The sequence below is a fragment of the Streptosporangium sp. NPDC000239 genome, assembly GCF_040300765.1.
GTDB lineage: Bacteria > Actinomycetota > Actinomycetes > Streptosporangiales > Streptosporangiaceae > Streptosporangium.
In genome coordinates, this window is record NZ_JBEPEI010000001.1 from 571095 (window position 1) to 593551 (window position 22457).

Annotated in this window: 16 protein-coding genes; all 16 read right to left on the reverse strand. The window is 73.7% G+C overall.

Translation table 11 applies throughout. The features are described 5' to 3' along the window. Window positions 1-9 precede the first annotated feature (9 nt). A complete protein-coding gene (locus ABT340_RS02660) occupies window positions 10-1686 on the reverse strand; it encodes a TRAFAC clade GTPase domain-containing protein (protein ID WP_352008887.1) in 1677 nt (558 codons plus the stop codon). 3 nt (window positions 1687-1689) lie between these two features. Next, a complete protein-coding gene (locus ABT340_RS02665; protein ID WP_352008888.1) occupies window positions 1690-3897 on the reverse strand; it encodes a GAP1-N2 domain-containing protein in 2208 nt (735 codons plus the stop codon). 4 nt (window positions 3898-3901) lie between these two features. Next, window positions 3902-5104: a hypothetical protein gene (locus ABT340_RS02670; RefSeq protein ID WP_352008889.1), complete on the reverse strand. Its 1203-nt coding sequence runs from the start codon at window positions 5102-5104 to the stop codon at window positions 3902-3904. Window positions 5105-5107: 3 nt separating this feature from the next. Continuing rightward, window positions 5108-7408: a hypothetical protein gene (locus ABT340_RS02675; RefSeq protein WP_352008890.1), complete on the reverse strand. Its 2301-nt coding sequence runs from the start codon at window positions 7406-7408 to the stop codon at window positions 5108-5110. A gap of 9 nt (window positions 7409-7417) precedes the next feature. Beyond that, window positions 7418-9001 carry an Hsp70 family protein gene (locus tag ABT340_RS02680; protein WP_352008891.1) on the reverse strand — a complete coding sequence of 528 codons (1584 nt, stop codon included), beginning with the start codon at window positions 8999-9001 and terminating at the stop codon, window positions 7418-7420. Continuing rightward, window positions 8998-10986, reverse strand: coding sequence for an SPFH domain-containing protein (locus ABT340_RS02685; protein ID WP_352008892.1), 1989 nt, complete (start codon window positions 10984-10986; stop codon window positions 8998-9000). The genes ABT340_RS02680 and ABT340_RS02685 overlap by 4 nt, the downstream gene beginning before the upstream one ends. Next, the gene (locus ABT340_RS02690) at window positions 10983-12863 is read right to left on the reverse strand and encodes a TIR domain-containing protein (protein ID WP_352008893.1); all 1881 of its coding nucleotides are present in this window, start codon (window positions 12861-12863) and stop codon (window positions 10983-10985) included. Before ABT340_RS02690 ends, ABT340_RS02685 begins: the two co-directional genes overlap by 4 nt. 3 nt (window positions 12864-12866) lie before the next feature. Further along, on the reverse strand, window positions 12867-13211 hold the full coding sequence (locus ABT340_RS02695; protein ID WP_352008894.1) for a CU044_2847 family protein: 345 nt from the start codon (window positions 13209-13211) through the stop codon (window positions 12867-12869). 213 nt (window positions 13212-13424) lie between these two features. Further along, window positions 13425-14612, reverse strand: a complete 1188-nt coding sequence (locus ABT340_RS02700; RefSeq protein ID WP_352008895.1) for an MFS transporter — start codon at window positions 14610-14612, stop codon at window positions 13425-13427. Continuing rightward, the gene (locus tag ABT340_RS02705) at window positions 14612-15598 is read right to left on the reverse strand and encodes an ABC transporter substrate-binding protein (protein WP_352008896.1); all 987 of its coding nucleotides are present in this window, start codon (window positions 15596-15598) and stop codon (window positions 14612-14614) included. The genes ABT340_RS02700 and ABT340_RS02705 overlap by 1 nt, the downstream gene beginning before the upstream one ends. Continuing rightward, window positions 15595-16374 carry an ABC transporter ATP-binding protein gene (locus tag ABT340_RS02710; protein ID WP_352008897.1) on the reverse strand — a complete coding sequence of 260 codons (780 nt, stop codon included), beginning with the start codon at window positions 16372-16374 and terminating at the stop codon, window positions 15595-15597. Before ABT340_RS02710 ends, ABT340_RS02705 begins: the two co-directional genes overlap by 4 nt. After that, window positions 16374-17387, reverse strand: a complete 1014-nt coding sequence (locus tag ABT340_RS02715; RefSeq protein WP_352008898.1) for a FecCD family ABC transporter permease — start codon at window positions 17385-17387, stop codon at window positions 16374-16376. The genes ABT340_RS02710 and ABT340_RS02715 overlap by 1 nt, the downstream gene beginning before the upstream one ends. A gap of 36 nt (window positions 17388-17423) precedes the next feature. Next, complete coding sequence (locus tag ABT340_RS02720) at window positions 17424-18755, reverse strand: YcaO-like family protein (RefSeq protein WP_352008899.1); 1332 nt, start codon at window positions 18753-18755, stop codon at window positions 17424-17426. Window position 18756: 1 nt separating this feature from the next. Next, window positions 18757-20097: a YcaO-like family protein gene (locus ABT340_RS02725; RefSeq protein WP_352008900.1), complete on the reverse strand. Its 1341-nt coding sequence runs from the start codon at window positions 20095-20097 to the stop codon at window positions 18757-18759. Then, on the reverse strand, window positions 20094-21647 hold the full coding sequence (locus ABT340_RS02730; protein WP_352008901.1) for a CocE/NonD family hydrolase: 1554 nt from the start codon (window positions 21645-21647) through the stop codon (window positions 20094-20096). The genes ABT340_RS02725 and ABT340_RS02730 overlap by 4 nt, the downstream gene beginning before the upstream one ends. Further along, window positions 21644-22399 carry a hypothetical protein gene (locus ABT340_RS02735; protein ID WP_352008902.1) on the reverse strand — a complete coding sequence of 252 codons (756 nt, stop codon included), beginning with the start codon at window positions 22397-22399 and terminating at the stop codon, window positions 21644-21646. Before ABT340_RS02735 ends, ABT340_RS02730 begins: the two co-directional genes overlap by 4 nt. Between the last annotated feature and the right edge of the window lie 58 nt (window positions 22400-22457).

Sequence of the window (22457 nt, forward strand, 5' to 3'; positions counted from 1 at the left end):
TCCCCGACGTTACCCGGACATGAGGGCCGAGATCGCGATGGCGGCCAGGGCGCAGGGCAGGAGGATCGAGACGGCGAGGACGGCCCGCCGGGCGGCCACGTAACCGACCGGCACGAGGCCGTCCCGGCGCGGTGACACCCGCCACGGCCTGCGGGGATCGGCGGTCACCGGGCGCCCCTCGGGCAGCTCGTCCGGTACGGCCAGCGGCAGGTCGACCAGCCAGGCGACCAGCCGGGCGACGGCCACGGCGTCGGAGGGAAGGCCCGACGCCAGGTAGCGGGTCTCGCCCGCCGTGGAGGACAGCTCCCTGACCATGTTCCCCATGCCCATCGTGCGGAGCCAGCCGGACACCTCACCGTCTCCCGGGCCGGCCCCCCGGCCGACGCCCGTCCGCACCAGCAGGTCGGCCTTGCTGACGACGACCGCGACCCGCCGCTGCCCGCCCCCGCCGGGACGGGAGGCGAGCTCGTTGCGTACCCGCTGGAAGGTGTCGGCCGGGTCCTCCGAGGAGAAGGAGACCCCGGCCGCGGTGAGCATGTCGCGTTCGGCCGTGGTCAGGCCGCCCCGTACGAGTGGCAGTGCGAACGGGTCGACGACCAGGACCATCCGCTCCCCGTGCGTCAGGTAGCCCATCGCCTCGACCGCGGCCGCCCCCGTGTAGTGCTCGCCGGAGGGGTCGAACAGGTACATGATCCGGTTCCCCCTGCGGGACCCGGTGGGAAGCGAGACGTCCAGCGTCATGGCCGTCGGCAGGGGAGTGGGCGTCTTGGACACCCTGCCCTGCCGCATCTCGTCCCGGTGGCGGGTGAAGGCGAGGCCGTCCTGACGGGTCACGAAGCTCGCCCGCCCGCCGTTCGCCTCGACCGCGGCGTGCAGCGCGGCGATCGCCAGCGTCATGAACGTCGTCTTACCCGCGTCGGGGCCGCCGACGAACGGCAGCGGCTCGGCCCTGGCCCGTCCCGTCCTCGGCGACAGCGGCCTGCCGCACCCGGGGCAGTACCCCGCCAGCCGGTATCTGCCGAGGAGGATCGTCGTGGGGAGCCGGGCGCCGCACACGCACACGTGCCGGAACGCGCCGTCCCCGTTGGGGCGCAGCCGCCGGTGCCGTTCCCCGCAGGAGGGGCAGGCGTACTCGGGAAGCGTCAGCCGTTCGTAGCAGTCGGCGTTCTGGCAGACCTGCAGGACCCGGTGGACGGCGGTGAAGGCCAGGTCCAGGCCGCGCAGCACCAGGACGCAGGGCAGCCACACCAGCAGGGCCACGCCCGCGACCAGCGCGTACGCCGCGAACGACACGGCCAGGGCGAAGGCGAGCACGACCATGCCCAGCACGACGCCCGTCTCGACGCCGAGCCACAGCGGGAACAGGAAGTACACCTGCGGCCGTTCCCGCCACCGCTGCCCGACCCAGTCCCGGACGGCCCCGGCCCTGGCGACGACGACCGGGCGGCTCGCCCTGTCCAGCGCCGCCCAGTCACGCCATATCTGCCGCAGCGCGTAGATCCGGTAGGCGGGATCCCCGCCCTGGCCGCCGGGGCGGGGAACCGCGGCGGCCGTACGGGAGAGCAGCACCCGGCAGGACCGGTGGACGTGGTACCCGGCGGCGGTGAGGACCGTGACCGCCAGCGCAGGCCCGGCACCGGCGAGGAAGGGGAACACGACGACCGCGATCACGACCCAGATCGACACGGCTCACTCCCGCTTCCACACCAGCCGGGGACGCAGACGTTCCCACAGGGCGGTTCGCGGGCGCACCAGCTCCTCGTAGCCCCGCAGGAGGTCGGGGTCGTGGGCGAACCTGGCCCGCACGGAGCCCAGGGGCGACCCGCGCGCCCACGCGTCGAGCCGTTCTGATCCGGCCCCGCCCAGCCGCAGCCTGACCGTGACCTCCAGGAGCCTCGCCTGCTCCTCCCGCGACCTGACGCGTCTCAGCCACAGGTCGACCAGCCACGCGGCGGCCCGGTGGGAGGCGGTCATGACGACCTTCGCCCGGAACTCGGGCCCTCTGGCGTCCAGGACTCCCAGCACCGCCTTCGCCACGGCCCCGCGCAGCTCGGGACCGGCGGTCTCCCTGGCGTCGAGGAGCCTTTCGAGCGGTCCGGCCAGGTCACCGGGCCGGACCGCGCCGGAGATCTCCGCGACGACGACCACCAGCTCGGCGCTCCCGGCGGGAGCGGTCGACGTCACCAGTCTCGCCAGCCTGGCCGTCTCCTCCCGCGGCCCGCCGCTGAGGAACGCGCGCCCCGGCAGCTCCGCCAGGACCGGGGAGACCCCGGCCGAGGCGCCCAGCCGTTCCGCGAGCGCCCCGCACTCGGCAGGCGTCGGCGGCCCGGCCCAGATCTCGCGCAGCACCGTGTCACGTCCGGGTTCCGGCGCCAGCCGTACCAGCCGTTCCGTCGCGTCGATCCTGCCGAGCGCGCCGCGCCGCACCAGGCGGTTGAGGACGGCCGCTCCGGTACGCGGGGCGCGTGTCAGGTCGGCGGGCGCGAGCAGGTCGCAGACCTCGTCGGTCAGCAGCCGGGCCCGCACCTCCTCGGGCGCCGTCTCCAGCCCGGCGAGCGCGCCCTCGACAAGCCTGCCGCGCCAGCCGTACGGCATCCGCCCCGCGGCACGCCGGAGATCACCCGCCCCGGCACGGACGAGCGCGGCGGCCCGGCGTTCCAGGTCGCGCCCCGGTACGGCCAGCCCCGCCTCGACGGCGAGCAGCGCCACGGCGGCGAGACCGGTCAGGCTCTCCGCCCCGCCCAGCGCGTCCCGCACCCGGGGTTCGAGCGCCCGGCGGGTCGCCGCGCGCAGCCGTACGGCGGGCAACGGCAGCTCGGGGTCCCGCAGGGCCAGCGCCACGCACCGGGCTGCGCAGCGGTCGGCCGTGTCCGGCGGGCCGGTCGCGCTCGCGGCGGCGGCGAGCTCGTACTCCATCCGGCCGGCGGCGCCCTCCAACGCCCGCCACACCCAGGCGGGGAGACCGGCCTCCAGCAGACGTGCCGCGTCCAGCTGCTCGGCGCGGGTGACGGTGACGTCGCCGTCGCAGAAGGCCACGAGGGCCGCGGCGGCCTCGGGGTCGGTACGGCCCAGCTCGGCCATGCCGTCCAGCGCGGCCATGTCCATCCGCCGCCAGCGGTCCACGACCGTACGGGCCAGGCGGCCGGTCCCGGAGCCGGCCGCGGGCCGGGTGAGATCGACCACCTCGGCGTCCAGGTCGGAGGGGAGCCAGACGTCCGGCGTGGTCCCCACGATGATCTGCGAGGCCGCCGCCGGATCGGCGCTGTAGGTGGCGAACGACAGGCCGAGGGCGACGGCCTGCGGCAGCGAGTAGGAGATCACGGTGATCCACCGGACGATCTCCTCGACGTCCCCGGCCACCAGGACCAGCCGCCCGTGCCCCCGGGTCAGGGCCCGCACCGTCGTCTCCAGCAGGAAACCGAGCCGGGCGTAACCGCCGTCGCCCTGGCCCGCGAGCCACTCCCCGAGGGATTCGGGGTCGGCCGTGCCGCCGGGGACGATCTCGGTCAGCTCGGGCAGAGCCGTCTCCGGGGAGTCCTTCCAGAAGGGGGCCCGCCACAGCTCCACCGGTCTCAGGCCGGTCAGCTCGCCGGGGGAGACCACCAGGGCGTGCCCGAGGAAGTTGCCGTAGCGCCCCGAGTAGTCCCGGCCGAGATGGACGCAGCGGGTCAGCACCCGGTGGGAGCCGAGGAGGTCGTAGGTCAGCGCGACGGGGAAACGCGACGCCTCCCGCTCGGTCGGGGCGAGCGGGGCGCCGGGCGGCGGCCGGTAGGTCAGCAGAGGGGCGACACGCGACCGCAGGCCCTCGGGCAGCCCCGGTGTCTCCGCGACGAACTGGAACCCCGCCCGGCCCGTCGGGCCCGCCGCCACCGAGGTGTAGTGCAGCTGCCAGGCCACCGCCTCACCGCCCCGCGCGCAGTATGCCGAACCGGTACAGCAGCCACAGCAGCGGATCCTCGACCCGGTAGGGGCGCACGCCTCCCGGCCCGACCCTGCCGGTCCCCAGGTCGGGCTCCCCGCCGAGGGCGGAAAGCCCGAACAGCGCGTGGCCGGTGTAGTGCTGGCCCAGATACCGGTCGATCGCGCCCGCCTGCCACCGGTCGAGCAGCGCCCGCACCTGCTCGTGCACCGCCTCCCGGTCGTCGAGGTCGAGACGGCCGGTGCGGGGCCGGGCGCGGTGCAGGGCCGACTGGCGGCCGAACTCGGGCCGCAGCGCGTCGATCTTGCTGAGCGCCACCGCCACCGGGATCCGCAGCCGCCGCGGGAACCATCCCGAGAGCCACCCCGAACGGTGCCGTTCGCGCAGCAGCTCGGTGACCCTGGCGAGCACGTCGAGGGGGTCGTCGCCGGGGTCGCCGTTCACCGGGGGGCCCGCGCCGGGAAGCCCGAGCGGGTCGAGGAGGACGACGACGCCGTCCGCCGCGCCGAGGTAGGACAGGTACAGCTCACTGCGGTCGCGGCTGCGCAGGTCCTCACCCGCCGCGTCGAACAGGACCAGCGCCAGCGAGCGCGTCCTGTCCCACCTGATCCGGAACTCCCGCCCGAACAGCCGCACCGCGCGGTCGAACGACCAGACGGTCCTGGACAGCAGATAGACCAGGGGCCCACCGGGCTCGGTCTCCGCCGAGCGGGTCGCGCCGAGCAGCCGGTTCTCCTCGTAGAGCGGGCGGGCGAAGTCACGCCGGTAGCGTTCGATGGTCCGTTCGTCGCAGCCCATGAGGGTGGTGTTCAGCTCCTCGCCGACCTGGTTGGCCAGTTCGTGCAGCAGGACGGTGAGGTAGGTGCTCTTCCCCGAGCCCTTCGCCCCCACCAGGGCGACGATCCTTCCCGGCCGCCGGCAGTACTCCGCGGGCAGCGGGCCGTGGCACCGGGGGCAGACCCGGCGGCCGGTCGGCCGGTGACAACGGGGACATTCGGCCCGGCTCCCGGGACGGGGCACCGCGAACGCGGGAGGCAGCGAGACCCCCGAGGCCGAGCCGAGATGGCGGGCCAGGACCTCGTCGGGCTCGGGGTCGCAACCTCCCCTGCGCCCCGAGGCTCCGACGCACCGGAACTCGATCCGGCCGGGACGCAGCCTCGCGAAGCAGTGCGGACAGGTGACCACGGCTCACCCCACCCTCAGCCGCCGCACCGGCGGATCGACGAGTTCGGCCTCGCCCTCGGCGAAACAGCGCAGCCAGTACGGCCCCGCCCGGCCGGGCACCGGCGCCTCCAGAGTGACCGGGACCTCCAGGTCGCTCCACTCGGCCAGGACGACGCCGTCGGCGGCGGAAACGGGCTGGACGCGGCCCCGCCGCAGCACGAGAGACAGGCGTGCCAGCCGTACGGGGCGTTCGCAGGTGAACGTGAGCACCAGGCGGCGCCGCCAGGGCGGTCCCTGCCACATCACGTCGTAGCGCACCGGCGGCCTGGCGGGCAGCCGTACGGAGGACACCGGCCCGAAGACGTGTCCCCCCTCAAGGAACAGGGCCGGGGCCACCTCGACGGTCAGCTCCTCGTCCTCGGGGACGGTCAGCCGGACGCCGCCCCGGCCGCGGTAGAGCGCGGAGGAGACGATCCGCTCCCGGCCGTTCCAGCGCACCAGCGCCTCGCTCACCTCGGACGGCCAGGCGAACCCCACGTACACGACCTCGCCCCGGCGTTCGGCGGTGAGACCGGCGACGGGCGGCAGGCTCACGTGCTCACGGTGGCCGCCGATCGTGGCCAGACCGCCCAAGACGGTCACCGCGAGCAGGACGGCGCCGACCCCGGCGGGCCGGACCGTCAGGCCGTCCCGGTGCGGGGAGGAGGGCACGGTACGACTCGCCGCGCGCAGGCCGGCCACCGGGACCGTCGTTCCCGGCGGCCAGGGCGGCTCACCCGGCAGGGCGACGATCTCCAGGACGCCGGTCGTGGGCGCCTGGCAGCGCACGAGGAACGCCCCCGGCTCCTCGGGGTCGGGTTCGAGGGCGAACGCGCGGACCGCCTCCGGGCGCAGGAGGAGTGGTTCGGCGCCCGAGGGCGCGGCGGCGGCCTCGCCCCGGCGGGCGACCACCTCGTAGCGCAGGGCGGTGTCGACGGCGGGGGCCTCGTCGAGGAGGGAACATCCGGCGACGACGGCCAGCGGGACGCCGTTCCTGCGCACCTCGTAGCCGATCTCCCCGACCCTGGACGCCGAGGGCTCCCACGAGACCAGGACGCCCTCCGCGCACGCCTCGGCCGTGACCGGCCCGGCCGGGTGCGGGGCCAGCCTCGCCTGGAGCTCCCCGGCCTCCGGCAGGCCGGGCACGCTCGCCAGCGCGTCCCGCAGCATCAGCCAGGCCCGGTCGGGGTCCGTGCCGTCCCGTACGGCCTCGTCCCTCAGGCGCACGGCCGTGTCCAGCCTGGTCTGGGCCTCGGCCACCAGGTCGCCGACCTCTCCGGCGATCGCGGCCACGTCGAGGGTCCGCGCGAGATCGACGGCGCCGACGACGTCCCCTCCGTCGATCAGCTCCTTGAGCCGGGCCGCCGTGTCACCCGGCGCGCCGCCGTAGCGGCTCTCGTGCCGGACCGCGAAGACCAGCCCGCGCGCCTCGTCGAGGGCCAGGCCGAGACGGCCGACGGCGTACCGCACGAGGGTGCCGTCGTCGGCGTGTTCGCGGGCCCGCTCCCGCACCCGGGTCACGAGGTCGTGACGCACCAGCTCAGCCGGGTCGGGTACGGCGCCCAGCGCGGTCAGCACGGTCTCGGCCTGGGTCGTCAGCGTCCCCCTCGGCTCGGCCGCCCACCTCGCCCGCACCCCTTCGAGGGCGTCACCGCCGAGCGGTGTCCCGTCCGGCAGGGAGAAGCCGCCGAGCACCCGCGTATCCCGGCAGGCGTCACCGAGCACGAAACGCGCCAGATGCCGTTCGCCCAGCGTGTCGAGGGCCGCGCGGACCTCGCCGTAGCCCGCGTACGGCGGGGCCTGCGGCAGCCGGTCGGGCTCGCGCGCCTCGATCCTGAGCTCGCCGCACAGCGCGAGGGTCTCCTCCGCCCCGAGTCCGGTGTCCCGCGCGATGCGTTCCACGACGTCGGGAAGGACCAGGCGCAGGCGGCCCGCGGCGGCCCGCAGACGCTCCTCGGCGTCCGCGCGCCGCCTGGCCGCGTGCTCCGCCGTCTCCGCCAGGGCCGTGCGCAGCGGGCCGAGATCCCCCCGTTCGGCCGCGGAGAAGATCTCCCGGTACCTCCCCTGGTCGTCGGCCTCAAGCCGGTTGACGAGCCGTTTGAACTTCAGCTGCCCCCTGGCCAGCCGCCAGCTCTGCCGTACCCGCCTGACGGTCTCGGTGACCTCGGCGGCGCTCATCGTCTCGTCCACCCGGTAGCGCGCACGCGGATCGTCGGGGAGCGCGCCACCGGGGCGGCGGGCGGGTTCGAGGACCTCCTCGACGTACCGGTCGTGGTCGAAGGCCATCGGGGCCGCCTAGCCGACCCGCACCTGGGACAGCCATGTGCGGGACTCCGCGACCTTCTCCTCGGACATGCCTCCTATCTGGACCCGCAGGTCGAGCCGTTCGCCGGTCTCCCGTTCCCTGGCGGTCACGTGCAGCAGGCCCGAGGAGTCCAGGTCGAAGGCGACCTCGATCGGCCAGCCCCTCGGCTTGCCCGGCGGGATCGGCAGCTGCCCGGTGGCGATCCTGACGTTGTCGTCGAGGCGCGGCGACTCGGCGGCTCCCGCCTGCTCCACGATCTCGACGGTGACCACGGCCTGGTCGGGGACGACGGTGTAGAACTCCTCCGTCACGGACGTGGGCAGGGGGTCGTTGGCGTGCACGAGGTGGAGCACGTGCGGTGTCTCGCTGTTTCCGCCGGTCAGGACGATGCCGAAGCCTCGGGAGGCGACCGTCCTGATCGTCGTGTTCTCGATCAGCTCCCGCCGCTCCGCCGTCAGCCCGGCCTGGGCGGCGACCGCCTCGGCCCCGGCGTGGTCGCCCGAGCGCAGCAGGCGCCGGTAGGTCTCCTCGAAGGCGTACAGCGCGGCCCCCTTGGCGACCGCGAGGTCGGGGTCCTGGATCAGGACCGGGACCCCGAACGCCCGCCGCAGCGCCTCGGCGACGGCGGGCATCTTCGTGGAGCCGCCCACCAGGATGAACTGGTCGTAGTCGCGCACCCCCTTGGCCGCCGCCGTCTCCATCGTCCGCCTGGTGATCTCCACGGTGCGGTCGAGAAGGTCCCTGGTCAGCTCCTCAAGGGTCTCCCTGGTGAACTCGACCCTGGCGACCCTGCCCTCGTGGGCGACCCGCACGACGTGCCGGTTCCTCGACGAGAGGGTCCTCTTCAGGGCCTCGGCGTCGACCCGGAGCTGTTGTTCGGCCTGCGGGTCGTCCAGCGGACTGCCGACGTCGGGGTGCTCCAGGGTGAACTCCTCGACGAGGTGCTCCATCAGCCGTTCGTCCCAGTCGGTGCCGCCCAGCTCGCGGTGGCCGTCGGTGCAGACCACCTTGATGCTCCCGCCCCTGAGCGTGATGACCGTGGTGTCGAAGGTGCCGCCGCCCAGGTCGTAGACGAGGATCGTGCGGTCGAGTTCCGGGTTGAGCAGACCGTAGGTGATGGCGGCGGCCACGGGCTCGGAGATGATGTCCACGACGGTGAGCCCGGCGATCTCGCCCGCCTTGCGGGTGGCGTCGCGCTCGGCCGCGCCGAAGTCGGCCGGGACGGTGATCACCACGTCGCGCACGGCCTCCCCGGTCGCGACCTGGGCGTCCTCGGCCAGTTTCCTGAGGATGAACGCCGAGATCTCCTCGGGGGTGTAGGTCCTGCCGTGTCTCCTGTGCGGGGTGCCGTGCGCCATCTCCCGCTTGATCAGGCTGACCGCCAGGCCGGGTTCCAGGACGGAGCCGTCCCTGGCGGCCGCGCCGACCACCACGTTGTCCGCCGACTCGAAGAACACCACGGACGGGACGGTGTCGGTGCCCTCCAGACTGCGCAGCACCGTGGGCCTGCCGGTCTCGTCCACCCGGGCGATGCAGGAATAGGTGGTCCCGAGGTCGATGCCGTAGGCGGTCATCCGGCGCCCCCGCCGCTTGCGCGGAGCTCCGCGACGACGGCAAGCGGCTCGGTGAGCAGCCGGCCGGGCCTGCGGATGAGGTGGCTGAGCTGCCGGTGCCCCAGGCGGAGCACGGCGTGCTCCCCGCCGGCCGCGGCGAGCAGGACCGGCCCGACGAGCAGTACGGCCGGCGTCGTGCCCTCCAGGACCTCGACCAGCTCCGCCGCGAGGTCCGAGCCGGGGGCCTCCCGGTCCGTGGCGCGGCGCAGCTCGGCCTCCAGCTCCTCGGAGGTGGCGGCCCTGCCCGCGTCCGCCGCCCTGATCGTGACCGTCTGGAACCACGGGTCGGTGACGGGCTCGGACTCCCCGGCGACGGTCCATCCGCAGGACCGGACGAACCGGTCGAGGGCGTCCCGGACGTCGGCGTGGTCGTCCTCCCGCCCGAGACAGAGGACGACGCGCTGTTCGAGGGGCGGCTCACCGCCCATGTCGGCCAGCAACGCCGAGCGCTGGTCGGTCAGGGCCCGCTTCAACTCGGCCTCGACGCGGCCTCCCGACGGTCCCCGGGCGATCTCCGGCCGCCGTGGGCCGTTCAGCGCGGTGCTGATCACCTCCTGCGCGACCTGGAGCGGCATGTACTGCAGGATTCCCTCCGCGTTGCCGCCGACGTAGGTCGGCACGCCTATCTCCTTGAGGTGGGACATGAACCGCTCCATGGCGACGTGGTCGGCGCCGAGGAGCCGGACCTGCTCCTCAAGGATGACGGCCTCCAGCCTGCGGCGTTCCCGCTCGGTCCTGATCCGCTTCCGGTTGATCTCCTCCTCGATGTCGGCGTTCTCGTTCTCGTGCTGGAGCCGCTGCTTCCGGGTGCGCGCCTCGACGTTGGCCTTGCGCAGCTCGTGGATGGTCGTGTCCTCGGGCTCGAACTCGCCGATGGTGGTGCTGATCGCGGTGACCTGCCAGTCGCCGAGCGCCTCGCGCACCTGCCCGGCGAGTTCGAGCCGGATCGGCTCGGGACTGTCGAGGAAGTCGAGGGTCAGGCGGCCCGCCGCCGCGCGCTGGAAGTAGCTCTCGACCGTCTGGGCCAGGACCTTGTCGATGAACCGCCGCACCGGGGGGTCGTCCTGGGCGGTCTTCTGCTCGCCGACCCGGCTGACCAGCACGGGGGCGGCTCTGGCCGGGATCTGGATGGTCTGGCTCATGTCGAAGCGCACCCAGTAGCCCTCGACGTTGATCCGGATCTGGTCCAGTGAGGAGTCCAGGTTGGTCGGCCGTTTCTGCTCCGGCCTCTTCCAGTCGAGGACGAGGACCCGGGTGGGGATCTGCACGACCCTGGCGAACCAGGGGTTGATCCGGTAGTCGCCGCCGCCGAGGGTCTCCTCCTGCACCCCCCGCTGTCCCCCGCCGTCCAGGAAGACCGTGGGGAGCTGGAAGCTCGCGTGCCCCGGCACCCGGCGGCCGAGCGCCCCCTCCTCCTCTCCCGCGGGTTCGCCCTCACGGACCACCACGACCCCGGTGGTGCCCTCCGGAATGGTGATCTCCCTGAGGTCGTCGTCGGTGAGGCCGTGCCTGCCCTCCACGGGGGTGTTCACGGTGATCACTTCGAACAGCTCCGTGTTGATGGCGTAGGAGGCGCCGCCCCGCAGGACTCCGGGCTGCCTGCCCCGCGTTCCGCCGTTGCGCAGGAACGCCACGCCGTCCTGGAAGTCACGGCACTCGACGTGCGGGGCGAGGTTCCTGACGGGGGAGGGCGGGGCGCCGTCCCTGGCCACGACGACGCCGATCGTCCCGAGCGGCACCTCGGTCCGCCTGACCACCGTGACCTCGTACAGGACACCCGGCAGCACGTGGATGCGGTCCGACTGCAGGACCGCCGCCTGGACGCCCGGGGAGGTCTCCTGGACGCGGATCTCGCGGCCCTCGTCCTCCGGGTGTATCCGGCCGACCCTGCGGCGGACGATGCCGATCTCTCCCTTGGAGAGCTTGACGACGAGCCCGGACATCATCGCCGCCCTCTCATCTTCCTCAGTCGTAGATGGACCGCCATCGCCGTCTGCCTCCACTGGTCGTGCCAGCCTCGGTGGTGTTCGAGCTGCGGGTTGCGCAGCGTGGGGAAGAAACCCGCGGGGAGCGGCTCCGGCGGCACGAACTCCCCGTATCTCGGCGTCGCCTGACGGCCCCTGCGCCAGCCGAGGGCGTCGGCCAGTGCGAAGAAGTCACCGGCGTGCCCGGCGGGCGTACCCGGGGGAGGGCCGCCGTAGCGGGCCAGCTGCGCCCCGAACCCCTGCGTCCCGCCCATGGAGCGGGCCCAGACCGCGTCCACCTCCTCCAGCAGGCCGTACGGCAGGAGCTCTCCGTCGAGCCGGCGCATCCAGCCGTCCCCGAGACGTCCGGCGGCGTCGAGGAGAAGGGTCGTCGTCCAGATGTCGGCGTGTTCGAGGCCGCCGCCGTCCAGGAGGGAGGTGAGTTTCCTTACCGAGGCCCTGCCGGTGACGTGTGGAACCGGGATCGGCGCCCTGGGCGGTGTCCTTCGAGGCGGTGCCTCCCAGGACGGTGCTCTCCGAGGCGGTTCTGCGGGTGGCGGGGGAGCCGTCCCGGTGGCCGCGTCACGGACCTCCCGCAGGACGCGCAGGTAGTCCTCGCCGGGCATCGCGCCGTCGCGGGCGTCACAGTGCCGGGTGGCGCCGAGGATGTAGAGGGGTTCCCCGCGCAGGAGGACGGGGAAGAACCTGCGGTTGCGCCGCTGGCCCTCCAGGACCTCTCCGATCACCCGGCTGGATCTCTCGGCGTCGGGTGAGACGAGCACGATGACGCCCAGGGCCTGGGAGATGCGCCGCCTGGTCTCCTCGACGGAGTCGTCGCCCCACCTCACATGGGCGTCGTGCCACACGGGCACCCCCTGGAGACGCAGGTACTCGCCGAGCCGCTCCGCGTAGGCGGCGTCCTCGGCGCAGGAGGAGAGGAAGAAGGCGGGACCGGTGGCCTCCTCCCCCGGCGGGGGAGAGCTCGGGGCGGTCCTGAGCCACTCCTGCAGCCCGGCCCGGACACCGGGGCCGGTCAGCCGCGTGGACAGGGCGGTGACGATCCTGGTGAGCCGGTCGTCTCCGTGAGGTTCCGCGCGGAGCTCCTCGGCGACGAACCTGATGGCGTCCCACGGGGAGCGGAGGTCCCTCGGCCGGGGAATGCCGGGAAAGGTCCCCATGACCAGTTCCGTGAGGTCGGCGCCGGTCCCGGCGCCGTGGACGACCGCCCGCAGCCGGACCCGCGCGTCCCTGGACAGCCAGGGGAGGTCGAGGAGGTCGTCGATGTCCTCCCAGTGGCGGCGGATCGTCTCGACGGGAATCATGCGGCCGGTGCGACGGCTCTCGGTGTGTGAGGCGTCCGAGATCACGCCGAGGACCTCGCCGCTGTTTTCCTCGTATACGCCGGAACCGCTGAACCCCTCCCGGGGAAACTCCGCGTGACCCGTGGCGGCCTCGATGTGCAGCCATTCACCGATTCCGTGTGAGGAGGTCACCCGTAGCCGGAGAACCGATCCGAAAGGACCCGCGTCCCTCGGAAAACCGTGAGCGTTCAACTCGGCGGCGGTGCCGGGCCGGAGAGAGAACCTGGCCGGAGAGAGATCGACCTTTTCGGGCAGTTCGAGAACGGCGATGTCGCCGGGGTCTCCGGGACGTCGCCAGGGACCCGTGTACGAGACGCCCACGGGGATGTTCTGGAGGTCTCCCCGGCCCGTCTGCACGAAGCTGACGGTGAGGTCCGAGCAGCCCCACACGAGGTGCGCGCAGGTCAGCAGGTGCCCGGCGTCCACCAGGACGCCCGCGCCCGTGACCAGTGACCGGTCACGTTTCCCGGTGATCCGGGCCCGCCACGTGGTGAGCACGGCTCATCCGCGGTGCTCGTGGTTGTGCGTCCCCGACCACTTGACCCTGACGGTGAGGTTCCCCTCGACGGACGCCTTGGCGATGACGGCCCCCGCCTCCGTGCCCAGCTTCACGCCGAACTCGACCTCGACCTCGTCCGGGCCGATCGCGCTCTCACGGAAGGTCCTCAGGGCGGTCTCCGCCGCGCCCCTGACGTGTTTGAGGGCCTCTTCGAAGCGTTGTCTCGCGTCGTAGATGACCCGGTCACCGGTCGAGGAGACCGGGACCCAGTCCGTGACGTACTCCTCGTCCGTTTCGACGACCACCGTTCCGCCGTCGATCTCCCACCGTACGAGCTGTTTGGCCATATGTCCTCGTCTGTATCCGTCACTGGATGACCCGCCCCCGAGGAATACCGGTCTTAATATCAAAATATAACAAGATCAATATTTCCGTAAAGAGGAATATGGGCTGCTCGACTCGATGCAGAATTTTCCTGATATGGCCCGAAATCTGCACTTTATGGGACTAGTCGGGGATGCTTCCAGCCGGAGGATTTCCATCATGGCCGGAATCCTCGTTCAGTCCCGCGACGCCAAGGGAGCCTGCCGGGCCAGGGCACGTGCCGGAGGCAGGAGAAGCGACAGCAGTACGGCCACCGCCGTCGTCAGCAGGGCCGTACGGGGAGAGGTCAGCTCGGCCAGGAGCCCGGCGAGGGCGGCTCCCGCGGGCTGCCCGCCCCAGGCGATCATTCTGGCGGTGGTGTTGACCCTGCCCTGGAGGTGGTCGGGGGTCCGCTCCTGCCGTTCGATGATGCCGTTCAGGCTGACCAGGCTGTTGGCCGCCTGCCAGACGGCCAGCACCGCCAGCCCCACGACCAGGTGCTCGGTCAGGGCCCACACCACCAGCAGCATCCCCACGGCCGTCAACGAGGTGAGGGAGATCGCGGGGGTGCCGAAACGCAGCCGCAGCCGGGGTACGGCCAGGCCCGCGGCCATGGCGCCGGCCGCCGTCGCGGCGAACAGCAGGCCGATCGCCGGATCGGCGGGCCCGAGGCCGAGCCGTTGGACCGCCACGACGACCAGCAGCCCCATCACGGCCCCCTCGGCGAGGCTGTTGCCGACGCCGAGGAAGGTCAGCGGCCCGACCACCGGGTGGGCGCGGATGTAGCGGACGCCGTCGAGGACCTCGGCGCGCAGATCACGGCGAGGCCTGGGCCCCGGCTTGGCCGGCGGCAGCCGGGCCAGCAGCAGCGCCGCCGCCACGTAGCTCAGCGCGTCCAGCCCCATCGCCGGGGCCGCGCCGGTCGCGGCGACCAACACCCCCGCCAGGGCGGGGCCGACGAGCGAGACCAGGGTGCTCCAGGTCATCAGGACGCCGGTCGCCCTGGCCACCCCCTCCCGCCCGACCAGCGCGGGCAGCGCGCCGAACGCGGCGGCGTCGAAGAACACGAAGGACGAGGCGGTCGCCGCGGCCACGACGAACAGGTGCGGCGTGGTGAGCAGCCCCAGCGCGGCGGCCAGCGGGACACTCGCCACCAGCAGCGCGCTGAGCAGACTGGTGAGGGTCAGCACACGGCGGCGGTCCCACCGGTCGGCGAGCGCCCCCGCGGGCAGGCCGAGCAGCAGATAGGGGACCGCCTCCATGGCGGTGAGCAGGCCGGTCAGGGCGGCGTCACCGGTGCGCTGGTAGAGCAGCATCGGCAACGCGACAAGGGTGATCGACGACCCGGCCCACGAGATGATCCGGGCGGCGAGGTAACGGCGCATCAGAACACGTCCGGGTGCAGGGCGCGGGCGATCGTCTGGGCGCCGTCAACGGCACGCAGCCCCGAGTAGTCGGCGGCGGGCGTGGCGACCAGGCGGCTGTTCCTGACCGCCCTGGTCTGCCCCAGGTGCTCACGCAGCCACTTCTCGGCCGAGGCGCGGTCGGCCTCGTCGGTGTAGTGGTAGACGATCGTCTCCGGGTCGGCCTTGGCGACGGCCTCCACGGAGACGACGTCGAAGTTCTTGCCCGGGGGGATCAGCCCGTCGAGCACGTTGGCGCCGCCCGCGACGCGCAGGATGTCGGAGTACAGGCCGCCCGCCAGGCCGTACAGCTGCCTGTCGAAGACCTGCACCATGGCGGTGCGCACCGGGGCGTGTCCGTCGAGGCGGCGACGCAGGCCGTCAAGGGCCCTGGTGACGTCGCGTTTGGCGCCTGCGGCCTGTCCGGGCACGCCGAGCAGCCCGCCGAGGGCGTCGAGGTCGCGCCCGATGTCGGCGAGGGTCGCCGAGCCGGTGGTCCCCGGGCAGAACGCGGCGTCGACGTAGACGGGCACGCCCAGCGCGGCCAGTTCGGCGATGGTTGGCAGCTTCCTGCCGTCGAAGTTGTACTCCCCGTCGGCCAGGATGAAGTCGGGACGGGCGGCCAGCAGCGTCTCCTTCGACACCTCACCCCCGGACAGGACCTTGACCCCGGCGTAGTCGGCGGCGTAGGCCGGCTTCGGCGCCGACTGGCCGGCCCACACCTGGCCCGCGAGCCGGTCCTTGACCCCCAGGGCGAGCAGCAACTCGGTGTTGGACGGGAAGAACGACACGATCCGCTTCGGCCGGCTGTCCACCTGGACACTCCGCCCGCAGTTGACGACCTGGGCGGGGAAGACGCCCTCACCGCGCGGAGCCGAGGGGGCGGCGGATGTGGCGGGGCCGGCGCCGCAGCCCGCCGACAGGGCGAGGAGGGCCAGGGCGCACAGGGCCGTTCGTGGCGTTCTCATCGGGGGTCTCCAGTTTCCTTGAGGGTGTCCTTCAACGGGGCGAAGGTGAGGTTCGGCCGGCCGGTGAGCGGGTTGACGCCCAGGTGGGAGCGGACCCCGAACACCTCGGCGAGCAGGGCCGGGGTCAGCACCTCGCCGGGGGAGCCGTGGGCGACGACCCGGCCCGCCTCAAGTACGTAGAGCCGGTCGCAGTAGGCGGCGGCGAGGTTCAGCTCGTGCAGCGCCGCCAGCGTCGTCACGCCCAGGGAACGGACCAGGCCGAGCAGCTCGAACTGCGCGTTGACGTCGAGATGGTTGGTCGGCTCGTCCAGCACGAGCAGGGCGCCCCGCTGGGCCACGGCGCGGGCCAGCAGCGCCCGCTGCCGTTCCCCTCCGGACAGCGTCGAGTACAGGCGCTCGGCCATACCGGTCATCCCGACCCGTTCGAGGGCGGCGGTGACGATCTCCCGGTCGGCCGAGGGCGAGGTCCGGTGCGGGGTACGGCCGGTGGCCACGAGTTCGGCGACGGTGAAGTCGAAGCCGTCCCCGCCGTGCTGGGCCACGACGGAGATCCGCCCGGCGGACTCACGGGCCGTCAGGGCTCGCCACACGTCGTCTCCGCCGACCAGCACCGTGCCGTCGTCCGGACGCAGCGCCCGGTACAGCGCGCGCAGCAGCGTGGACTTGCCGCTGCCGTTCGGGCCGATGAGTCCGACGAACTCGCCGGGCTCGACCCGCAGCGCGACCCCCTCGACCCCGCCGAGCGGCAGGTTCAGGCCGGTGACCTCCACTCGCATCAGGACACCGCCCCTTCCCTGCGCAGCAGCCACAGGAAGAACGGCGCACCGATCGCGGCGGTCAGGATGCCGAGCGGAAGTTCGAGTGGCGGTGACAGGATGCGGGCGGCCAGGTCGGCGAGGACCAGGAACAGGCCGCCGCCCAGCGCGACCAGCGGCAGGGCGCGGCGATGGTCGGGGCCCGCGAGCAGCCGTACGGTGTGCGGCACGATCAGCCCGACGAACGCGATGCCCCCGGCGACCGAGATGACGGCCGCCGTCAACAGCGCGGCGACGGCCAGCAGCGTCAATCGGAACCGGTGCACGGCGACGCCGAGCATGGCGGCCGTCTCGTCGCCGAGCAGCATCGCGTTGAGCCGTTTGCCCTGCGCCGTCAGCCACGCCGTACAGGCCACGACCACCGCGCACGGCGCGGTCAGGTCGTCCCAGCCCGCGCCGGAGACCGAGCCGAGCAGCCAGAACAGGATGCCGGAGAGCTGACCGGGCTGGGCGCGCAACTGGAGGTAGCCGGTGGCCCCCTGCAGCAGGTAGGACAGGGCGACCCCGGCCAGGATCAGCCGGGTCGGCGCCAGGGTGCCGCGCCTGCTGCCGAGCAGCAGCACCAGGGCGAGCGTGGCGCACGCCCCCACGAAGGCCGCCCCCGGCACGCCGAGCCCGGCGACGCCGCCCAGGGTGATGACCGCGACCGCGGCCAGCGACGCCCCCGAGGCGACCCCCAGGACGTAGGGGTCGGCCAGCGGGTTGCGCACCACCGCCTGCAGCACGGCTCCGGCGACGGCGAGCCCGGCCCCGGCGACGAGGGCCAGGACGGTCCTCGGGGCCCGGGAGTTCCAGATGATCTCGTCGTCGATGCCGCTGACGTCCGCGGGACGCCGCCCGGTCGTCAGGTGGGCGACGACCGTGTGCCACACATCCGCGGCGGGCAGGTCGACGGCGCCGAGGCTGACGGCGGCCACCATCGCGAGCGGGACCGCGACCAGCAGCAGCGCCACCGCCAGCGGGTGGCGTCGCACGGAGATGAGACGGGAGGAGGCCAAGGGAGACTCTCTCTAGTGGGGCAGAGGCAGGCGACGGCGGGGACGGCCGCCCAGGGTCTCCGCCAGCCGGGTGCCGCCGAGGAACGGCAGCCCGGCCGCGGTGTTGGAGTAGGTGCCGGGCACCACGACCCGCACCACGCGCAGGCCCGCCTCCCGCACGTCCGGGGTGGTCACCTCGGCGCACAGCGCCTGACGGCCCAGCCGTACGGCCAGCTCGCGGGTGTCCCCGGGTGGTGGCACCGCCCGGGCGGGCACGTGCTCGGCCAGCGCCTCGGCGAGCTCCTCCTCGAACTCCTCCTGGACGGCCGGGTCGAGGTACAGCTGGAGGTGGCAGCCGTAGTCCACGACGTCGGCCAGGTCGGACCGGTAGGACGAGCCGTAGGCACGGTCGGCCCGCCACGGCTTCAGGGGACTGCGCGGGTCGGCGGCCACCTGGCAGTACGGCCCCGCGGGGTCGTCGAGCCCGGCGGTGAACAACTGCAACTGCAACGCCTCGCCGTAGGCCTTGACCATCGCCTCCTGGGCCTCGCGCCGTACGCCCATGCCGAGAGTGAGATGGCCGGTCTCCCGGTCGCGGACCAGCGCACCGGTCACGTGCAGACCGGTGGCGGTGGGGAAGCCGAGGAAACGCACGTGCAGCCGCCGCAGCGGCCCGGTGGCGAAGTCGGCCAGCCAGGGCGGCGGGGTCAGGGCGCGCAGCCCGGCCCGCCCGTGCCAGGCCAGCGTCATGGCGTCGCGCTCGGCGATCTCGTACAGGGCGCCCCGGACGGCGTACCCACGCGTCGGCCCGGCGGCCAGTCCGGCCTGGATGACCGGGTTGACGCGGGGCGTCGGCGGGGTGACGTCGGCGGAGAAGTACGACACCCACACCAGCCCCGCCGGCACGAGCGTCCCCCGGCCGTCGAGCAGGTCGACCGCCTCCGTCCATTCGACCGGCAGGTCACGGGTGAACGGCGCCAGGGGGAAACCGGGGGCGGCGTGCTGGGCGGGGGAGTACAGCGCCAGGTCCTCGGGGTCGAGGGCACGGGCCCCCTGGGCGGTCAGGTCGGCGTGGGAGGCCAGGACCAGCCGGGGAGGGACGAGGTTGCCGCAGTAGCGCTCCGCGGCTTCGCCGAACGCCGCGCCGCGCGCGGCCTGCGGGTCGGCGAAGGCGTATCCGGCACCCGCGGAGTCGCAGGGCCACGGGCCGAACCTGTTGGTGTCCGAGAGCACCGCGGTGACCAGCTCGAACGAGGCGGGTAGATGGCCGGGAGTGGCGGAGCGGACCAGGGAGCGGACGATCCCGGTGCGGGAGTCGAGCAGCGAGGAGTACGCCCCTGTTTCCAGGGCGGTGGGAGCAGTCATGTCAGGCCAGGGGGAGAGGGTGGGGGAACAGGTCGTCCTCGTCCAGGACGCGGGAGGTGAGGCCGAGCTTTTCCGGCACCTCGTACAGGCGTCCGCCGCCGCGCAGAGGGAAGGCCGGTGGGGCGTTTCCCACCAGGCCGGGCACCAGGACCCGCACCACGCACAACCCCGCCGCGGCCACGTCGGGGGTGGTCAGGTCCACGCTGTAGGCGGTGAGCCCGGCCCCTGCCAGCCGGTCGAGATAGCTCGCCGCGTCGGCCGGGGGCAGGTCGTCCAGGTGGGGGCCGGGAGCCGCGCGCAGCCGGGCCAGAGGTTCGCCCTGCATGCGCGGGTCGAGGTAGAGCTGCGCGACGGCGGGCAGGTCGGTCAGGTCGCGGTAGTCCGGGCGGAAGGCGTCCCGGTAGGAACGGTCGGCCCGGTAGGGCCGGAACACGTGCTCCTCAAGCACTCCGGCGGCCACGGCCTGCCACACCGCGCCCCGCGGGTCGGCGAGCTGGAGCGTCAGGGAGTACAGGCCGAAGGCCTCGACCAGCGCCTTCGCCGCCGCCTCACGGGGAGTGGCCCGGCAGGCGCCGCCGAAGGCCACGATCCCGCCGGCGAGGTCCTCAAGGAAGGCCGCCATCACCGGCACACCGAACGGTGACGGTACGGCCAGCAGCCGGACCCGTGGTTCCTGTCTCCCGTCGCCGAGGGCCGCGGTGACCGTCTCCGGATCGGCCACGGCCTCGCAGGCGGCTCCGCTCGACCACCAGATCGTGGTGGCGTCCCGCTCGAACAGCTCCTCAAGGGCCGCCCGCTCCGCGTGCTCCCGGCCGCGCCCGGTGGCGATACCCGAGTACGGCAGGGCGTGGGTCGGCGGCTCGGCGGCACGAGGACCGTGAAAGTAGTCGAGCCAGACCAGGGACGCGGGAACCAGCATCCGGGAGCCGTCACGCATGTCCCGCGCCGGAGTCCAGGCGACCGGCAGGTCCCGGGTGAACGGGACGAAGGGGAAACCGGGTTCGCGGTACTGGGCGGCCGAGTACAGCGGGATCGTCTCCGGGTCCAGGGCCGCCTCGGTCAGGTCACGCCAGGAGGAGACGGTGAGCCCGGAGGGGACGGCGTTGCCGCAGTAGCGTTCGACGGCCTCCCCGAGCGCCGCGGCGCGGGCGTGCGACGGGTCGCCGACGGTCGCGCCGAACCCGTGCCGGTCGGCGGTCCAGGGGGCGAACCGCCGGGTGTCGGCGACGGCGGCGCCGTATCCGGTCCACCAGCGGGGCAGGCCGGGGCGGCGGGGCTGTGGTTCCAGCGCGGTCAGCACGCCGGTACGGGAGTCGACCAGCAGGTCTTCCGGGTTGTTCACGCGTTCTCCAGGTCTTGCGGGCTTCTCGGGGTCTCCAGGACCAGGCGGGCGGCGCGGACCCGTTGGCGGACGGGGGCCGTCGCGGTGGTCGTGTGGCGGTCGGCGCCGGTGCCGAGGGAGCGGGCCAGGCGCGGGAAGTCGCTGCCGGTGATCTCCAGGCGGAGCCGGGACCCGGCGGGCAGGCACGCCCAGACCGGGCTGAGCGCCAGACGTCCCGAACTCGCCGCCCTGCCCCTGGCCAGCTCGAACACCTGGTCGTCCACGGTGTGCTCGGCGAGCCGTACGATCCAGTCGGCGTCGGGGGCCGAGGCGGTGACGTCCAGGTGGACGGCGACCGAGGTGAACGACAGCGGCGCGGTCAGCGGCGGAGTGCTGAAGCGCAGGATGTCGGGCCGCCCGTCCAGGGCGCGGCGGTCGGTGCCGGGGGCCAGGGACGGACACGGGTCGGCCGGGTCGTACACGAAGGCGCCGGCCGGACCGATCCCGGGGACCTCCTCAAGACTTCCATCGGGCGAGCCGTCCCCGGGAACCTCGTCGACACCCTTACCGGGGTGGGCGTGCAGCACGCGTTCGCGGGTCGTGGCCGGCCAGGGCCGCCAGGAGGCTCCGCCGACGGGCAGGACCATGTCAGGGCCGGGGTCCTCGCCCGCCAGGCAGGCGCGGATCCACGCGACCTGCGCCGCGCCCAGGTCGAACAGCGCCTGGGGGCCGTGCTCCCGGTCGATGTGCCGGGTCCGTCCGGTGAAGGCGAGGTCGTGCCCCCACGGTCCCATGATCAGCCGCTGCGGGGGGCGCGGGGTGCGGGCGGAGCCGACCGTCCGCCAGTGCAGGACGGTCTCGTCGGCCAGCAGGTCGTACCAGCCGCCGACGTGCAGCCCCGCCGTGGGCAGCGCGGCCAGCTCCTCCTCGGTGATCTCCTCGGCGGGGCGGTGGTCAGGACCCCGCAGGACGACCCCGGCCCAGCCTGGCAGGCGCACGCCGAGCCGTTCGGGCAGGCCGGTCACCGGCAGACGGGCCAGCGCGTCTCCTTCCTTGAGGAGGAAGGCGGCGAGGCCGTCCCTGCTGGTACGGCTGTCCGCGCGTTCGAGCCACCAGGCCGCGTGCTCGGCCAGCCGCAGCACGCCGTCCTCGAACTTGGTGCGGTGCAGCGCCATGGACGGACCCATGCTCACCACCGCGGGCACCGTCTCGGGGCGTTCGACGGCCAGCGCCCAGGCGGTGTACCCGCCGTAGGAACCGCCGTAGCCGACCAGCCGGCCGTCGCTCCACTCCTGGGCGGTGATCCAGTCGGCCAGGGCGGCGCCGTCGCCGCGCTCGTTGCGGTAGCACTCCCAGGCGCCGTCGGAGTCGTGGCGTCCCCGCACATCCTGGACCACGTAGCCGAAGCCGCGGCTGACCCACCCCGCCCCCTCCGCCAGGTGACGGCCTCGCCCGTACGGAGTGCGGGTGACGACGGTGGGGACGGGCCACGAGGAAGGGTCCGGCAGGCGGACGTCGAGGGCGAGCAGGGTGCCGTCCCAGCCGGGCAGCCGCAGGTTGAACCGGTTCATCGGACCGGCAGCGGCAGCACCGGGTGCCGGTCGACCCGTCCGGAGGCCGGATCGACCACGAGCTGGAGCCCCGCGGTGGCGGGCAGGTCACCGGTCCACCAGGTCAGCAGGTCGTTGACCAGCAGGCCTGCGGCGACCGCGATCGCGCCGGGGTTCGGCCACGGCACCGGCGGAAGCGGCACCGTACCGGCGGCGCCCTCGTCGAGGTAGGTCCACAGCCCGGCCAACTCGTCGGGCAGCGCCGCCGCGGCGAGTCTGCGTCCCCGCAGGTCCCGGTAGGAGGCGGTACGGCCTGGCACGGTCATGGGGCCCACGACCAGCCTGCGGCCCTCGACGTGGCAGCGGTGCCTGACGGCGCCGTCGTCGTCGAGGCGCAGCCAACGCCCGTCAGGGAGCCAGCCCGCGCACTCGACCAGCGCGTCCGCCGCGGCCGGGTCGTCCACGGCGAGCGCGTTCCCCGTGCCGGCGAGCAGCCGTACGGTCTCGGCGGCCACCGGCCCGTCCCCGCGCACGCACACCCGAAGCGGCTCCTCGCTCCCGGAGGGAGCGTCGGTGAGCACGCCCCGCTCGCGCAGAGCGGTGGCCAGCGGTTCGAGGTCGGGGGCGTTCCCACCAAGGTAGGACTGCTCACGCATGCGTTCGAGCAGGTCGGCCCGGCCGGTCAGGCGGGTGAACCGCTCGTTCTCGTCGCACGAGCGCCACGTCCCGTCCGGGCCGACGTACAGGTGGTGGCCGGGGGTGATGGACTCCATGGGCTGTTCTTCTCCGCGACTCGCAAAGGGGGAAGGATGGGATGGGCGGACGGCCCGC

Excerpts from the sequence above, each read along its gene's own strand:
- ABT340_RS02720 (WP_352008899.1), bottom strand. The coding sequence starts at position 18,755 with ATGACTGCTCCCACCGCCCTGGAAACAGGGGCGTACTCCTCGCTGCTC.
- ABT340_RS02735 (WP_352008902.1), bottom strand. The coding sequence starts at position 22,399 with ATGGAGTCCATCACCCCCGGCCACCACCTGTACGTCGGCCCGGACGGG.
- ABT340_RS02695 (WP_352008894.1), bottom strand. The coding sequence starts at position 13,211 with ATGGCCAAACAGCTCGTACGGTGGGAGATCGACGGCGGAACGGTGGTC.
- ABT340_RS02710 (WP_352008897.1), bottom strand. The coding sequence starts at position 16,374 with ATGCGAGTGGAGGTCACCGGCCTGAACCTGCCGCTCGGCGGGGTCGAG.
- ABT340_RS02675 (WP_352008890.1), bottom strand. The coding sequence starts at position 7,408 with ATGGCCTTCGACCACGACCGGTACGTCGAGGAGGTCCTCGAACCCGCC.
- ABT340_RS02705 (WP_352008896.1), bottom strand. The coding sequence starts at position 15,598 with ATGAGAACGCCACGAACGGCCCTGTGCGCCCTGGCCCTCCTCGCCCTG.
- ABT340_RS02680 (WP_352008891.1), bottom strand. The coding sequence starts at position 9,001 with ATGACCGCCTACGGCATCGACCTCGGGACCACCTATTCCTGCATCGCC.
- ABT340_RS02685 (WP_352008892.1), bottom strand. The coding sequence starts at position 10,986 with ATGATGTCCGGGCTCGTCGTCAAGCTCTCCAAGGGAGAGATCGGCATC.
- ABT340_RS02730 (WP_352008901.1), bottom strand. The coding sequence starts at position 21,647 with ATGAACCGGTTCAACCTGCGGCTGCCCGGCTGGGACGGCACCCTGCTC.
- ABT340_RS02700 (WP_352008895.1), bottom strand. The coding sequence starts at position 14,612 with ATGCGCCGTTACCTCGCCGCCCGGATCATCTCGTGGGCCGGGTCGTCG.